This is a genomic window from Cupriavidus sp. CPT47-8839-RL05A (assembly GCF_058792255.1).
This window is the reverse complement of record NZ_JBYTEG010000031.1, coordinates 21,756-37,184: the sequence shown is the minus strand read 5'-3', so window position 1 is coordinate 37,184 and position 15,429 is coordinate 21,756. Positions and strand designations below refer to the sequence as shown.

General features: G+C 68.7%; 14 protein-coding genes. 9 read left to right on the top strand and 5 right to left on the bottom strand.

Annotated features, from left to right (window positions below):
- The first annotated feature begins 126 nt into the window (after positions 1-126).
- Positions 127-702, top strand: a complete 576-nt coding sequence (locus tag AC3WVS_RS28855) for a GNAT family N-acetyltransferase (protein ID WP_010810112.1) — start codon at positions 127-129, stop codon at positions 700-702.
- Here the strand turns inward: AC3WVS_RS28855 and ispF are convergent, their stop codons facing one another.
- Both ispF and ispD read right to left on the bottom strand, forming a co-directional pair.
- Entirely contained in the window at positions 703-1,212 is a 510-nt protein-coding gene (gene ispF, locus AC3WVS_RS28850) for a 2-C-methyl-D-erythritol 2,4-cyclodiphosphate synthase (RefSeq protein ID WP_010810113.1), read from the bottom strand.
- Positions 1,213-1,216: 4 nt separating this feature from the next.
- Positions 1,217-2,029, bottom strand: coding sequence for a 2-C-methyl-D-erythritol 4-phosphate cytidylyltransferase (gene ispD, locus AC3WVS_RS28845; RefSeq protein ID WP_492321379.1), 813 nt, complete (start codon positions 2,027-2,029; stop codon positions 1,217-1,219).
- 149 nt (positions 2,030-2,178) lie between these two features.
- On the opposite strand from ispD, the gene mfd reads away from it, so the two are divergent.
- From mfd to AC3WVS_RS28805, 8 genes are all read left to right on the top strand, one after another.
- Positions 2,179-5,628, top strand: a complete 3,450-nt coding sequence (gene mfd / locus AC3WVS_RS28840; RefSeq protein ID WP_492321378.1) for a transcription-repair coupling factor — start codon at positions 2,179-2,181, stop codon at positions 5,626-5,628.
- Positions 5,629-5,698: 70 nt separating this feature from the next.
- A complete protein-coding gene (gene argE / locus AC3WVS_RS28835; protein WP_492321377.1) occupies positions 5,699-6,916 on the top strand; it encodes an acetylornithine deacetylase in 1,218 nt (405 codons plus the stop codon).
- A gap of 106 nt (positions 6,917-7,022) precedes the next feature.
- On the top strand, positions 7,023-8,390 hold the full coding sequence (locus tag AC3WVS_RS28830) for an amidohydrolase (RefSeq protein ID WP_492321376.1): 1,368 nt from the start codon (positions 7,023-7,025) through the stop codon (positions 8,388-8,390).
- 89 nt (positions 8,391-8,479) lie between these two features.
- Entirely contained in the window at positions 8,480-9,334 is an 855-nt protein-coding gene (gene serB, locus AC3WVS_RS28825) for a phosphoserine phosphatase SerB (protein WP_492321375.1), read from the top strand.
- A 213-nt stretch (positions 9,335-9,547) separates the two neighbouring features.
- Positions 9,548-9,835, top strand: a complete 288-nt coding sequence (locus tag AC3WVS_RS28820) for a hypothetical protein (protein ID WP_492321374.1) — start codon at positions 9,548-9,550, stop codon at positions 9,833-9,835.
- The gene (locus AC3WVS_RS28815) at positions 9,832-10,143 is read left to right on the top strand and encodes a hypothetical protein (RefSeq protein WP_492321373.1); all 312 of its coding nucleotides are present in this window, start codon (positions 9,832-9,834) and stop codon (positions 10,141-10,143) included. The genes AC3WVS_RS28820 and AC3WVS_RS28815 overlap by 4 nt, the downstream gene beginning before the upstream one ends.
- 11 nt (positions 10,144-10,154) lie before the next feature.
- Complete coding sequence (locus AC3WVS_RS28810; RefSeq protein WP_492321372.1) at positions 10,155-11,804, top strand: PepSY-associated TM helix domain-containing protein; 1,650 nt, start codon at positions 10,155-10,157, stop codon at positions 11,802-11,804.
- A 117-nt stretch (positions 11,805-11,921) separates the two neighbouring features.
- Positions 11,922-12,161 carry a DUF2789 domain-containing protein gene (locus AC3WVS_RS28805; protein ID WP_010810122.1) on the top strand — a complete coding sequence of 80 codons (240 nt, stop codon included), beginning with the start codon at positions 11,922-11,924 and terminating at the stop codon, positions 12,159-12,161.
- A gap of 6 nt (positions 12,162-12,167) precedes the next feature.
- Here the strand turns inward: AC3WVS_RS28805 and AC3WVS_RS28800 are convergent, their stop codons facing one another.
- The 3 genes from AC3WVS_RS28800 to bktB form a co-directional block, all read right to left on the bottom strand.
- Positions 12,168-13,391, bottom strand: a complete 1,224-nt coding sequence (locus AC3WVS_RS28800; RefSeq protein WP_492321371.1) for a cystathionine beta-lyase — start codon at positions 13,389-13,391, stop codon at positions 12,168-12,170.
- Between the two features lie 166 nt (positions 13,392-13,557).
- Positions 13,558-14,172 carry a hypothetical protein gene (locus AC3WVS_RS28795; RefSeq protein WP_492321370.1) on the bottom strand — a complete coding sequence of 205 codons (615 nt, stop codon included), beginning with the start codon at positions 14,170-14,172 and terminating at the stop codon, positions 13,558-13,560.
- Between the two features lie 8 nt (positions 14,173-14,180).
- Positions 14,181-15,365: a beta-ketothiolase BktB gene (gene bktB, locus AC3WVS_RS28790; RefSeq protein WP_492321369.1), complete on the bottom strand. Its 1,185-nt coding sequence runs from the start codon at positions 15,363-15,365 to the stop codon at positions 14,181-14,183.
- Between the last annotated feature and the right edge of the window lie 64 nt (positions 15,366-15,429).

Genomic DNA, 15,429 nt, shown 5'->3' with positions numbered 1-15,429 from the left:
ACAGCAGCCGGCAGCTTCCCATCAGGAGTTGCCGGCTGTTCCCATCCTGCAACCGCCCCGCGCCATGGCTGCACAGGTGCGGCGATCGGCCTACAATCCAGGCAGGACACGCACTTTCAGGCTGCCATGACCCTGCCTTCGCCGACTTCCCCCCGCTTCCACTACCGCCTCGCGGCGGTGCATGACTGGGGCGACATCGCCGCCGTCACGCAACAAGCCTACGGGCAATATGAGCTGGCCATCATGGAAGACTGCCGCGCGTCGTTCCAGCGCGGCATGCAGGCAGTGCTGGCGACCAGCCATCCGGATATGGAGTGGTGGGTGGCGGAAACCGATCACGGCATCATGGGGGCCGTCCTGTTCTGCCATCCGGGCGCCACGCTGCCGGCACTGGACGGCAGCACCATCACCCTGACCCAGCCGGAAGCGCGGCTGCTGTCGGTCAGCCCGCAGGCGCGCGGCCTGGGCCTGGGCCGCACGCTGATGCAGATCTGCATCCAGCGCGCGCGCGATATCGGCGCGTCAACGCTGGTGGTGCGCACCATGCCGGAAATGGCATCGGCCATCCGGCTGTGCCAGCAGATGGGCTTCACCAAGCGCACCGAAGCCGGTGCGCGCACCGGCGCAATGGCCCGCCTGATCGACTATACCTACGCGATCCCGCCGGAAAACGCCACGGCGCCAGACGCGGCGCGGCCCTGATCAGTCCTGCGCGTCGCCCACCGAGGCGCGCCAGAGCAGCACTGCGGCCTGCGCCACGATGCCTTCCTGGCGCCCTTCGAAGCCCAGCTTCTCGTTGGTCTTGGCCTTGACGTTGCAACGCCCGCGCGCAATCCCCAGGTCCTCCGCCAGGTTCGCCACCATCGCCCCGATATGCGGCGCCAGCTTGGGCGCCTGCGCGATCACGGTGGCATCGACATTGCCGATTTCATAGCCCGCCTCGCGCACGCGGCGCGCGGCCTCGCGCAGCAGCACGCGGCTGTCGGCGCCGGCGAACTGCGCGTCGGTGTCGGGGAAATGGCGGCCGATATCGCCCAGCGCGGCCGCGCCGAAGAGCGCGTCGGTGACCGCGTGCAGCAGCGCATCCGCATCGGAATGGCCAAGCAGGCCGCGGTCGTGCGGAATCTCGACCCCGCCCAGGATCAGCTTGCGGCCGGGCACCAGCGCGTGGACGTCATAGCCCTGTCCCACCCGGATATCGAAAGGCATCATGCGGTCAGTCTCCTTTGCCATCGTTGCCCAGCAGCACTTCGGCCAGTGCGAAGTCCTCCGGGTAGGTCACCTTGAAATTGCGCAGCGAGCCGTTGACCAGCCGCGGATGCAGCCCCAGACGCTCGATCGCGCTGGCCTCGTCGGTCACCACCGCGCCGGCCGCCATGGCGTCCTGCAGCGCCTGGCGCAGCACGCCCAGGCGGAACATCTGCGGCGTCTGCGCCTGCCACAGGCCCTCGCGCGGCACCGTGGCGCCGATGCGGGCGTCGTCCTGGGCGCGCTTGAGCGTGTCGGGCACCGGCACCGCCAGGATGCCGCCGATGGCGGCGTCCGGGTCGTCGTCGCCATCGCTTTCCACCGCGCGCACCAGCGCGTGGATCATCGCGGGGGTCAGGCCCGGGCGCGCGGCATCGTGCACCAGCACCCAGTCGCTGTCGGTCGCGCCCAGCTGCGCCAGGTGGTGCAGCCCGGCCAGCACCGAGGCATGGCGGGTCTCGCCGCCGACAAAGGCGGTATCGAAGCGCAGCCCGGCAAAGGCGGCCGCGCCGAAGCGCGATTCCAGCGGCATGTCGTCGGGCGCCAGCACCAGCGCGGTGGCGTTGATGGCGTCGCACGCCGAGAACGCCGCCAGCGCGTACCAGATCATCGGCCGGCCGGCCACGGTCTGGTATTGCTTGGGAACGGCGCCGCCGGCGCGGCTGCCGGTACCGGCACAGGGAATCAGGGCAAAGCGGCGAGCGGGCACAGGATCGGCGTTGAGTGAAAGAGGCGCGGGCGCCTGCTGGCCAGCATGGCCAGCGGGACAACCGGTGCGCATTCTATAATACGGCCCTTGCCCGTCGCCATGCCGCGCCATTCCGCATTGACGCGTGCCCGGCAGGCGCCACGGGCCGTTGAGGTCCCCTGCTCCGACCCCCGCCCGCAATGCCGGCGGGGTGTCGTCGTTTTGAACGCCCCGCTGCCCACATGCCTGACGCCAAGCCCGCCTTCCCCTTTGTCAACCTGCCGCTGGTCAAGCCGGGGCTGCGCCACAGCGTGGCCGGGCTGCGCGGCTCGGCCGATGCGCTGGCTGTGGCCGCGTACGCTCGGCAGCACCGCGAGCGCGCGCCGATGCTGGCCGTGGTCTGCTCCCACGCCGTCGATGCCCAGCGCCTGGCCGAGGAAATCCCCTGGTTCGCGCCCGAACTGCGCGTGCGCCTGCTGCCCGACTGGGAAACCCTGCCCTACGACAGCTTCTCGCCGCACCAGGACCTGGTGTCAGAGCGCCTGGCCACGCTGCACGACATCCAGACCGGGCAATGCGACGTGATGCTGGTGCCGGCCACCACCGCGCTGTACCGGCTGGCGCCGCCCGCGTTCCTGGCCGCCTACACCTTCTTCTTCAAGCAGGGCGAGCGGCTGGATGAAGCGGCGCTCAAGGCCCAGTTCACGCTGGCCGGCTACGAGCACGTCAGCGCGGTGATGCGCCCCGGCGAATACAGCGTGCGCGGCGGCCTGATCGACCTGTACCCGATGGGCTCGGCGCTGCCGTACCGGATCGACCTGTTCGGCGACGAGATCGAGACCATCCGCGCCTTCGACCCCGACACCCAGCGCAGCCTGTACCCGGTCAAGGAAGTGCGGCTGCTGCCCGGGCGCGAGTTCCCGCTCGACGAAGCCGCGCGCACCGCCTTCCGCGGCCGCTGGCGCGAGGTGTTCGAAGGCGACCCGACCAAGTCGCCGATCTACAAGGACATCGGCAACGGCGTGCCGTCGGCCGGCATCGAGTACTACCTGCCGCTGTTCTTCGAGCACAGCGCGACCGTGTTCGACTACCTGCCCGCCGATACGCAGCTCGCATTCGCCGGCAATGTCGACGAGGCCATCCGCCGCTTCTGGGCCGATACCACGCAGCGCTACAACTTCATGCGCCACGACCGCGAGCGCCCGCTGCTGCCGCCCGCGGACCTGTTCCTGTCCGAGGAGCAGTTCTTCGTCGCCGCCAAGCCGATGGCGCGCCTGGTGCTGCAGGCCGAAGCCAATGCGGACCAGGCGGCGTTCTCGGCCATCCTGCCCGACGTCGCGGTGAACCGCCGCGCCGATGATCCGCTGGTCAACCTGGAAGCACTGCTGCTCGACAAGCAGACCCGCGTGCTGATGTGCGCCGACTCGGCCGGGCGGCGCGAGACCCTGCTGCAGCTCTTTGCCGAAAGCGGCCTGCGCCCGCAGCCGGTGGACGACTTTGCCGCGTTCCTGGCCGGCGAAGCGCATTTCTCGATCGCGGTGGCGCCGCTGCAGAGCGGCTTTGCGCTGCCGCAGGGGCGGATCGCCTTTGTCACCGAGGCCGAGCTGTACGCCGGCACCGCGCGCCGCACCGGCCGCCGCAAGCAGGAGCAGGCCTCCGCCGTCGACTCGATGGTGCGCGACCTGGCCGAGCTGAAGGTCGGCGACCCGGTGGTGCACAGCGAGCACGGCATCGGCCGCTACCAGGGCCTGGTCACGCTCGACATGGGCCAGGGCGACGAGGAATTCCTGCACCTGGACTACGACAAGGGCAGCAAGCTGTACGTGCCGGTGCACCAGCTGCATGTGATTTCGCGCTATTCCGGCGCCGATCCCGATACCGCGCCGCTGCACCACCTGGGCTCGGGCCAGTGGGACAAGGCCAAGCGCAAGGCAGCCCAGCAGATCCGCGACACCGCCGCCGAGCTGCTCAACCTGTACGCGCGCCGCGCCGCGCGCGAGGGCTTTGCCTTCCCGCTCTCGCCCAAGGACTACGAGACCTTCGCCGAAAGCTTCGGCTTCGAGGAAACGCCGGACCAGGCCGCCGCCATTGCCGCGGTGATCGCCGACATGACCTCGGGCAAGCCGATGGACCGGCTGGTGTGCGGCGACGTGGGCTTCGGCAAGACCGAGGTGGCGCTGCGCGCGGCCTTTGTCGCGGTGCTGGGCGGCAAGCAGGTGGCGATGCTGGCACCGACCACGCTGCTGGCCGAGCAGCATTTCCAGACGCTGTCAGACCGCTTTGCCGAATGGCCGGTGCGCATCGTCGAGCTGTCGCGCTTCAAGACCAAGAAAGAGATCGACGCGGCCATCAAGCAGATCAACGAAGGCACCGTCGACATCGTCATCGGCACCCACAAGATCCTGTCCGACCAGGTCAGGTTCGAGCGCCTGGGGCTGGTCATCATCGACGAAGAACACCGCTTCGGCGTGCGCCAGAAGGAGGCGCTGAAGACCCTGCGCGCCGAGGTCGACGTGCTGACCCTGACCGCCACGCCGATCCCGCGCACGCTGGGCATGGCGCTGGAAGGGCTGCGCGACTTTTCGGTGATCGCGACCGCGCCGCAGAAGCGGCTGGCGATCAAGACCTTCGTGCGGCGCGAGGAAGACGGCGTGATCCGCGAGGCTATCCTGCGCGAGCTCAAGCGCGGCGGCCAGGTCTACTTCCTGCACAACGAGGTCGAGACCATCGAGAACAAGCGCGCGCGGCTGGCCGAGCTGGTGCCGGAAGCGCGCATTGCCGTCGCGCACGGCCAGATGCATGAGCGCGAGCTGGAGCGCGTGATGCGCGACTTCGTCGCGCGCCGCGACAACATCCTGCTGTGCACCACCATCATCGAGACCGGCATCGACGTGCCGACCGCCAACACCATCCTGATCCACCGCTCGGACAAGTTCGGCCTGGCGCAGCTGCACCAGCTGCGTGGCCGGGTCGGGCGCTCGCACCACCAGGCCTATGCCTACCTGCTGGTGCATGACGTCGAAGGCCTGACCAAGCAGGCGCAGCGCCGGCTCGAAGCGATCCAGCAGATGGAGGAACTGGGCTCGGGCTTCTACCTGGCCATGCACGACCTGGAAATCCGCGGCGCGGGCGAGGTGCTGGGCGACAAGCAGTCGGGCGAGATCCACGAGATCGGCTTCCAGCTCTACACCGACATGCTCAACGCCGCGGTCAAGGCGCTCAAGGCGGGCAAGGAGCCCGACCTGATGGCGCCGCTGGCCGCCACCACCGAGATCAACCTGGGCACGCCGGCGCTGCTGCCCAACGACTACTGCGCCGACGTGCACGAGCGGCTGTCGCTGTACAAGCGGCTGGCCAACTGCGAGACCGCCGAGCGCGTGGACGATATCCAGGAAGAGCTGATCGACCGCTTCGGCCGGCTGCCGGCGCAGGCGCAGGCGCTGGTCGAGACCCACCGGCTGCGCATCGCAGCGGCGCCGCTGGGCGTGCGCAAGATCGATGCGGGCGAGGTCACCATCAGCGTGCAGTTCGTGCCCAACCCGCCGATCGACGCGATGCGCATCATCGACCTGGTGCAGAAGAACCGCCATATCAAGCTGGCCGGGCAGGACAAGCTGCGCATCGAGGCCAAGATGCCGGACGTGGCGATCCGCGCGCAGACCATCAAGCACACGTTGCGGCAACTGGCCTAGCGTCCTGCATGGACGCGGCGCGCGGCCGGGTGTAGCATCGATTCCTTAACAAGTTAGCGATAACGCCCCCATGCCCGCCCAAGCCGCTTCCTCCCGCCAGCCCGTCACCGAAACCGCCGCGCGCGGCAGCGCGCTTGAATGGACCCAGCGGCTGGTCGCGTACGACACCACCAGCCGCAACTCCAACCTGGGCCTGATCGAGTCGGTGCGCGACCATTTCCTGGCCAAGGGGCTGAAGCCGCATCTGAGCTACAACCCGCAGCAGGACAAGGCCAACCTGTTCGTCACCGTGCCCGCCGCCGACGGCAACACCAACGGCGGCATCGTGCTCTCTGGCCATACCGACGTGGTGCCGGTGGACGGCCAGGACTGGACCACCGACCCGTTCAAGCCGGTGGTGCGCGACGACAAACTCTACGGCCGCGGCACCTGCGACATGAAAGGCTTTATCGGCACCAGCCTGTCGCTGCTGCCGGCCATCCTGCAGGCCAGCCTGCGCGAGCCGGTACACTACGCGCTGTCCTTCGACGAAGAGATCGGCTGCATGGGCGCACCCTACCTGCTGGCCGAACTGCGCGACCGCGGCGTGACGCCCGGCGGCTGCATCGTCGGCGAACCCACCAGCATGCGCGTGATCGTCGCGCACAAGGGCATCAACGCCTACCGTTGCTGCGTCAGGGGCCAGGCCGCGCACTCGTCGCTGACGCCGCGCGGCGTCAATGCGATCGAATACGCCGCGCGCCTGATTTGTTTCATCCGCGACATCGCCGATGAGTTCAAGGCCAACGGCCCCTACGACCAGGCCTTCGACGTGCCCTACACCACCGCGCAGACCGGCACCATCCAGGGCGGCATCGCGCTGAACACCATCCCGGCACTATGCGAGTTCGTGTTCGAGTTCCGCAACCTGCCCGGCGTGGATCCCGAAGCCATCTACTCCCGCATCCAGGCCTACGCCAACGACGTGCTGCTGCCGAAGATGCGCGCCGAGCATGCCGACGCCGGCCTGACGCTGAGCAAGATCGCCGCAGCTCCGTCGCTGGACGTGGCCGAGCAGGAAGCCATCACGCAGCTGGTGCGCGCGCTGACTGCCGACCGCGACACCAACAAGGTGGCGTATGGCACCGAGGCCGGCCTGTTCCAGCGCGCCGGCATTCCGGCCGTGGTGTGCGGGCCTGGCGATATCCAGCAGGCGCACAAGCCGGATGAGTTTGTTGCGCTGGAGCAGCTGGCTGCTTGCGAGGCGTTCCTGCACAAGGTAGTCGACAGCCTGCGCGTGGCGGACTGACAAGGTCGGCGCGGCTTTGTCGCTTGCACTTCGTCGATACGTCCGCATTCACCAAGAAGCCAACGTCCTGCCAGCATCAAACCAACAACAACGAAGGAGATCCTGCATGGCTGCACGTCAAACCGCATACCGTTCCACCACCCGCTTTGCCCTCGCCACCCTGGCGCTCGCCACCGGCCTGCTCTGCAACACCGCGCAGGCCCAGACGCAAGGCGCCGAAACCCTGCACGCCCAGATCGAAACCCGCGCCAAGGCCGTCGAGAAACAACTCATCGCGTGGCGCCGCGATATCCACCAGCATCCGGAACTGGGCAACTACGAGACGCGCACCGCCAAGCTGGTGGCCGACCACCTGCGCAAGCTCGGCATGGAAGTGAAGACGGGCGTGGCCAAGACCGGCGTGGTCGGCGTGCTCAAGGGCGGCAAGCCCGGTCCGGTGGTGGCGCTGCGCGCCGACATGGATGCGCTGCCGGTCAAGGAACGCGTGGACGTGCCGTTCGCGTCGAAGGCCAAGGGCCAGTACCTGGGCAAGGAAGTGGACGTGATGCACGCCTGCGGCCATGACACCCACGTGGCGATCCTGATGGCCACCGCCGAAGTGCTGGCCGGCATGAAGGACCAGCTGCCCGGCACGGTCAAGTTCATCTTCCAGCCGGCCGAGGAAAGCCCGGCCGACTTCGAACCCAATGGCTCCAACACCTGGGGCGCCAAGCAGATGGTGTCCGAGGGCGTGCTGGACAATCCCAAGGTCGACGCGATCTTCGGCCTGCACGTGAGCAGCGGCATCGAATCGGGCAAGCTGGGCTGGCGCAGCGGCCCCTCGATGGCGGCGGCCGACCAGTTCTGGATCGACGTCAAGGGCCGCCAGACCCACGGCGCGCGGCCGTGGGGCGGGATCGACCCGATCGTGGTGGCATCGCAGATCGTGATGGGCCTGCAGACCATCCAGAGCCGCCAGGTCAACGCCATGCTGGAGCCGTCGGTGATCACCGTTGGCACCATCCACGGCGGCAACCGCATGAACATCGTGCCGGAGAAGGTCGAGATGATGGGCACCGTGCGCACCTATGACGAAGGCATGAAGAAGGACATCCATGCCCGCATGAAGCGCACCACCGAGGCCATCGCCACCAGCGCCGGCGCCGAGGCCAGCTTCCGCGTGGTGGAGCTGTATAACACCACCATCAACCAGCCGGCCCTGACCGAGAAGATGGCGCCCACGCTGCAGCGCGTGGCCGGCGAAGGCAACTGGATGATCACGCCCAAGGCGACCGCGTCGGAGGACTTCTCGTTTTACCAGGAGAAGGTCCCCGGCCTGTTCTTCAACCTCGGGGTGACGCCCAAGGGCCAGGATGTGACCAAGGCGCCTTCCAACCACTCCCCTGAGTTCTATGTGGACGAGCCGGCGCTGATCAACGGCGTGCGCGCCCTGTCCAGCCTGACCGTGGACTACATGGTGATGGCGCAGCGCTGAGCGGCTCGCCCGGGGCGCTGCGGCGGGGCTACAATAGCGGTTTTGCCGCGTTGCAGCCCCGCGCGGCAAGCGCCCGATCTTCATCCGCCATGCCCCTGATCCTCCAGAGCACCGCCCCGCTTTCCCCAGCCGACCTCGACACCGCCCGCACCCTGGCCCGCGCCTCTGAACTGGTGCTGCGCAGCGACACCGTGGCCGCCGCCGAGGAATGCGCGCCGCTGACGCCGGCGCTGCGCGATGCGCTGGACGATTTCTGCGGCCCGCGCGCGATCGACTGGGCAGTGGTGCCCGCGGGGCGCAAGCTGTCCGACTTCCGCCTGGTGGCGATGGACATGGACTCGACCCTGATCACGATCGAGTGCATCGACGAGATCGCGGACTTCTGCGGCCTCAAGGCCGAGGTCTCGGACATCACCGAAGCCGCCATGCGCGGCGAGATCACCGATTTCAACGAAAGCCTGCGCCGCCGCGTGGCCCTGCTCAAGGGGCTGGACGCCAGCGTGCTGGACCGCGTCTATGAAGAGCGCCTGCGGCTGTCGCCGGGCGCCGAGCGCATGCTGCAGACCGTGCAGGCGCTGGGCCTGCGCACGCTGCTGGTGTCGGGCGGCTTCGTGCATTTCACCGAGAAGCTCAAGGCACGGCTCCAGCTCGACGTGACCCGCGCCAATACGCTGGAGATCATCGACGGCAAGCTGACCGGCAATGTCGTCGGCGAGATCGTCAACGCCGACGTCAAGGCCCGCACCGTGCAGGAAGTCTGCGCCCGGATCGGCGCCACGGCGGACCAGGCCATTGTCATGGGTGATGGCTCCAACGACCTGAAGATGATGGCCGTGGCCGGCCTGTCGGTGGCCTTCCGGGCCAAGCCGGTGGTGCGCACGCAAGCCAGCGTCGCGTTCAACCACGTCGGGCTGGACGGCCTGCTGGCGCTGTTCCCGCACTGATCCCGGGCCGCGGCAAACGCGGCAATGCGCGCCGGGCGGCAAGCGCCCGGCCGGCCCCGTCCGCCCGGGGCGCCAGCGACTAATCGCAACAGCCAGCGCAAATCCTTCCACCAAGTGCAGATAAATCCCTACTGAGACGCAACGCCTACTTAGCGCTTGCCTCTTCAAATGCGAATCATTACCATTAATGTTTCGTTTATCTGACATTTCCCCATGCAAGTTCTGGCTGCCCTTCTTGGCCTGGCTGCGGCTGCGTGCCTGTACCTGGCCGCGCCCAACCAGGTCCTGCTGCCGCCCGGCAGGGTCACGCAACCGCGTATGCTGGGCTGGCTGGGCCTGGCCCTGGTCATCGTCAGCACCTGGCTGTGGAGCACCACCGACGGCTGGCCCGTGGCCATTGCCGCCAGCCTGGTGACCGTGCCCTGCGCGCTGTCGGTATGGCCCTTCATCGGCACCCATGCCGCGCGCAAGCGCCGGGCAGCGCGGGAGCAACGGGCATGAGCGCAGACCAATCCGCGATGGGCACCAAATGGCTGGCCGGCGCGCTGCTCGGGCTGCCGCTGGCGGTGGCGCTGTGCACGCTGTTGATCCTGTGGCTGCCGGGCGGCTGGGAGACCGGCATCGTCGCGGCCGTGGTGGCCTGCCTGCCGGTGTGGGTGGCCATCATCAGCGCCAGCCTGCTGTTCCGTTCCAGCCGCACCGCCTGGATCTGGCTGGGTGGCGCCAACCTGCTCTGCTTCGGCGCGCTGTGGGTGTTGCGCCTGGCCGGCCTGGCGCCGGCTGCACTGGCCGTCCTGCCCGCCTCCTGAGAAAGCCCATCATGAAAACCGCAACCCTGCGCCTGTACCAGACGCTGCATACCTGGGTCGGCCTGATGGCCGGCTGGGCCCTGTTTATCGCCTTCTTTGCCGGGGCGGTCACCGTGTTCCACCACGAACTGCATGTATGGCAGTCGCCGTCGCGGCTCAAGGGCAGCGCGCCGGTCGAGGCCAAGGCCGACCCGGCCGCAGTCGACCGCTTCGTGCAGAAGCTGGTCGCGATCCACCCCGAGGCCGCGGCCAGCTCATACGTGATCATGCCTTCGGAGGGCGAGCCCAATATCTCGGCCTACTGGCAGGACAAGGCCGGCGAGTGGCAGATGACCACTGACGCCCGCCTGGCAGGCGACGCCGCGATGCAGCGCGACACCTCGCGCGACCACGTGATCGGCGAGCTGTCGGCGTTCCTGAACAGCCTGCACTACTCGCTGGGGATCCCGGTCGGCGGCATCTATTTCATGGGCGCGATCTCGGTGCTGTACGGGCTGGCGCTGGTGTCGGGCGTGCTGCTGCACCTGCCGCGGCTGAAGAAGGACCTGTTCGCGGTGCGCCCCGGTCGCAACCTGAAGCGTTTCTGGATGGACACCCACAATGTGCTGGGCCTGTTCAGCCTGCCCTTCCACCTGGTCTTTGCCATCACCGGCGCACTGTTCTGCCTGTCGCTGGTGCTGATGATGGTGTTCAACACGCTGACCTTCGACGGCCGCCTGTTCGAGGCGGTACCCCGCGCCACCACCGCCGTGCCGGAAGTGGCCGCGGCCAACCGCGCGGTGCCGACCATGCCCGCGGCAACGCTGATGCAAATCGCGCGCGAGCACGGCGGCGAGCGTTTCACGCCCGAGTCGTTCCGCTTCCAGCGCCATGGCGACGCCAACGCCGTGGTGGAGGTGCGCGGCACCAGCACGCAGGCCCTCGGCAACCTGGGCTCGGTCGGCATCCATGCCGCCAGCGGCGAGCCCAACGCGGGCCAGCTGACCGCCAACCAGACCGCCGGCACGCGCGACAGCAACCATGGGCTCTACAGCGCGCTGTACGCGCTGCATTTCGGCACCTTCGGCGAGTTGCCGGTGCGGCTGGTCTACCTGCTGGCCGGGCTGGCCGGCGCCTTCCTGTTCTATTCGGGCAACCTGCTGTGGATCGAGTCGCGGCGCAAGCTGCGCCAGGCCGAGCAGCCGCGCGTGCACCGGCTGCTGGCGCAGGGCACGGTCGGCGTGTGCATCGGCTGCTGCATCGGCGTGGCGCTGTGCTTCCCGGCCGCACTGCTGTGGCCGGAGCGCGCGGTGAGCTACACCTATTTCACGGTGTTTGGCCTGGCCTGTGCCTGGGCGCTGCTGCGCCCGCCGGTGCGCGCCGCGGTGGAATTGCTCTATGCCGCCGCGCTGGCCTCGCTGACGGTGCCGCTGGCGAACGCGCTCCTGACCGGCGACCACCTGCTGCACAGCATTCCCAGCGGGCACTGGATCATCGCCGGCTTCGATATCGGCGCGATCGCGCTGGCCGCGGGCTTTGTCGCCCTGGCCCGCGCCACGCAGCGCCGCGCGCGCAGCGGGCCGGCGGAGTCGGTCTGGGCGATGCCGCAGGCAACCCGGGCAGCCCGGGCCGCCAGGCCCACCGCGAGCGCCAAGACCATGCCCAGCACGGATACGCCCTGAGCGCATGGCGCCCGCACGCAAAAACGGACGCAGCAGCGTCCGTTTTTGTTTCCCGGGCAGCGCCGGCCCGGCCGCTGCCCTACACTATCTCAGGCCAACAACATCGAGCCGACCACCATGGAATCGACCTTCCACCAGTTTTCCGAACTGTTCGCCCAACTCGGCCTGGCCTCCGACGAAGCCAGCATCCGCAGCTTTATCGGCACGCACGCCCCACTGCCCGACGATGTCGAACTGGCCGAGGCACCGTTCTGGACCCCCGCCCAGGCCACGCTGCTGCGCGACGAGCTGCTGGACGACGCCGACTGGGCCGAGGTCGTCGACCAGCTCAATCTCGCCCTGAGACAGCCGGCCTGAGGCCGCTTATGCGGCCAGCGTAGCCTCCAGCGCCTGGCGCAGGTCGGCGATCAGGTCGCGCGTGTCTTCCAGGCCGATATAAAGCCGCACCAGTTCGCCGCTATCCTGCCAGCCGGCCGGCGGCCATGTGCCCGCCGGCCGCATGCCCTGCACGTGGTACGGCACGGCCAGGCTGTGGGCGCCGCCCCAGGACCAGCCGATCGCAAACAGTTGCAGCGCCTCGACCAAGGCATCCACCTGCTGGCGCGTATAGCTTGCCCGCAGGATGATGGCAAAGAGCCCGCTGGCACCGGTGAAATCGCGCCGCCAGTTGGCGTGGCCCGGGCAGTCCGGCAGCGCCGGATGCAGCACGCGCGCAACCTCGGGCCGCTGGCGCAGCCACTCCGCCACTTCGCGGGCCGCACGGTCATGCGCGGCCAGGCGCACCGGCAGGCTCGGCAGCCCGCGCAGCACCAGGTGGCAGTCATCGGCGGAAACCCCCCAGCCCATCAGCATGCGGGTGCGCTTCAGGCGCTCATGCAGCGCATCGTCGCAGGTCAGCACCGCGCCCATCAGCACGTCGCTGCCGCCGGACTGGTACTTGGTCAGCGCCTGCACCGAGATGTCGATGCCCTTGTCGAACGGACGGAAGTAGATGCCGGCCGACCAGGTATTGTCGATCGCGGTCAGCACGCCTCGCGCCCTGGCCGCGGCGACGATGGCGTCGCTGTCGGGCACTTCCATGGTCACCGAACCGGGCGACTCCATCCAGATCAGGCGCGTATTCGGCCGAATCATCGCCGCCATCGCAGCAGCGTCCATCGGGTCGTAGTAGCGCACGGCCACGCCGAATTCGCGTGCCAGCCACTCGCCGTGGTCGCGGTTGGGGCCGTAGACGTTGTGCGGCACCAGCACGTCGTCGCCGCTCTTGAGCAGCGCGAAGTAGACCAGCGAGATCGCCGCCAGCCCCGACGGCTGCAGCAGCGTGTGGCGCGCGCCCTCCAGCAGCGCCAGGTGCTGGCACAGCGCCTCGCTGGTCGGCGTGGCGTGCAGGCCATAGCGCCAGTAGGTGGTGGCACCGTCGCCATGGGCGCGCAGTTCGGCCAGGTTGCGGAACACCACGGTGGAGCCGCGGTGCGTGGCGGGAGAAAACGAGGCAAAGCCGGGCGCGATCTCCAGCTCGGGCTGGACCGCAACGGTTTGCAGGTAATGGGCGGGCGACGCGGGCTTGCCGGATGGCGAATCGGACACGGCGGTTTCCTTGCTGGCTGCTGGCGGGCCACGGCGCGCTGCCGTGGCGGTATCGCCCAGGCAGAAGCGCGGCACGGTCAGGAATGAGACTCGATGAGCCTCCGAGCTTACCAGCAAATGCCGGCCGCGCCACCGGCGATGGCAACGGCGGGCACCAGGAAGTGGCTTACCAGCCGGAAATCGAGGACTTCGGCGGCGGCGGCGCGTAGGTGACGCCGCTGTTGGGTGTCATGTCGAACGGGGGGATCACGAGCACGCCCAGAGGGCGGATAAAGAACGGCAGCACGATGGCCGGGTTGAACGCGTCGGTCCAGGTGCCGCGCACGGCGCCGCTGGCGTCGATGCTGCCTTCCCAGTTGCCCGATACGCGGGTGCCGTCGTCGGACTCCTCCATCAGGAAAGCGCCGTCCTCCCACTCGCCGGCCAGCAGGCGCACACCGGCGCCACGGCCGGCGTATTCTCCGCGCACGCTGTCGCGCTCGTCAGGCTTGGGGCCCAGGCGCAACCGCACCGGCTGGTCGCCGACCTTGCCGACATAGACCGGCAGCGACGCATACTCCGGCCGCGGCGCCAGAGGTCTTGGCGCGCCAGTGGAAAGCGAGGTGCCGCCGCGCCGGGCTTCGCCATCGCGAATGGCCTGGTTGATGCCCAGGCCTTCCCCGCCGATCACCGGGCCAGTCGACAGCTCGGTGCCCGGCGCTGCCTGCACCGTGCCCGCCAGCGCGAGCACGGCGGCCAGGCCGAGCGTGCAGAGGTTCTTCGTCAGCGAAGCCAGGCGCAAGGCTAACCTCAGATACGCTCGAAGATGGCGGCAATGCCCTGCCCGCCGCCGATGCACATCGTCACCAGCGCGTAGCGGCCCTGCACGCGGTTCAGTTCATGCAGCGCCTTCACCGTGATCAGGGCACCGGTGGCGCCGATCGGGTGGCCCAGCGAGATGCCCGAGCCGTTCGGGTTGACCTTGGCCGGGTCCAGGCCGAGCGCCTTGGTCACCGCGCACGCCTGTGCGGCAAAGGCTTCGTTGGCTTCGATCACGTCCAGGTCCGACACCTGCAAGCCGGCGCGCTCCAGCGCGATCTTCGTCGCCGGCACCGGGCCAATGCCCATGGTCTTCGGGTCCACGCCGGCATGGCCGTACGACACCAGGCGGGCCAGCGGCTTCAGGCCGCGGCGCTCGGCTTCGGCGCGCTCCATCATCACTACCGCGGCGGCGGCGTCGTTCAGGCCCGAAGCATTGCCTGCCGTGACCGTGCCGTTTTCCTTGACGAAGACCGGCCTGAGCTTGGTCATGTCGTCGATGGTGGCGTCATGGCGCACGTGCTCGTCGGTGTCGAAGGTAACGTCGCCCTTGCGGCCCTTGCTCACCACCGGGACGATCTGGTCCTTGAAGTAGCCGGCCTTGATCGCTGCCGAAGCGCGGCGATGCGATTCCAGCGCGGCCTCGTCCTGCTGCGCGCGCGAGATGTCGTATTCCTTGGCGACATTCTCGGCGGTCACGCCCATGTGGATGCGATGGAAGGGATCGTGCAGCGCACCCAGCATCATGTCGACCAGGCCGGCGTCGCCCATGCGTGCGCCCCAGCGCGCCGCCGGCGCCAGGTACGGGGCGCGGCTCATGCTTTCCGCGCCGCCGCCGATGGCGACGTCGGTATCGCCCAGCAGGATGGTCTGCGCGGCGCTGACGATGGCCTGCAGGCCCGAGCCGCACAGGCGGTTCACGGTCAGCGCGGGGGCGTTGATCGTCACCCCGCCGTTGACGGCCGCGACGCGGCCCAGATACATGTCGCGCGGCTCGGTCTGGATCACGTTGCCGAACACCACGTGGCCGACATCGTCGCCCGACACCTGCGCGCGCGCCAGCGCCTCGCGCACCACCAGTGCACCCAGCTCCGCCGGCGCCACATCCTTCAGGCTGCCGCCAAAGGTCCCGATCGCGGTACGGACACCGCCTACCACTACCACTTCACGCGTCATGACTTTGTCTCCATGAGGTTATGTTGCACCGCACAGTATAGCGGGACGCGGACGAAATCGAACG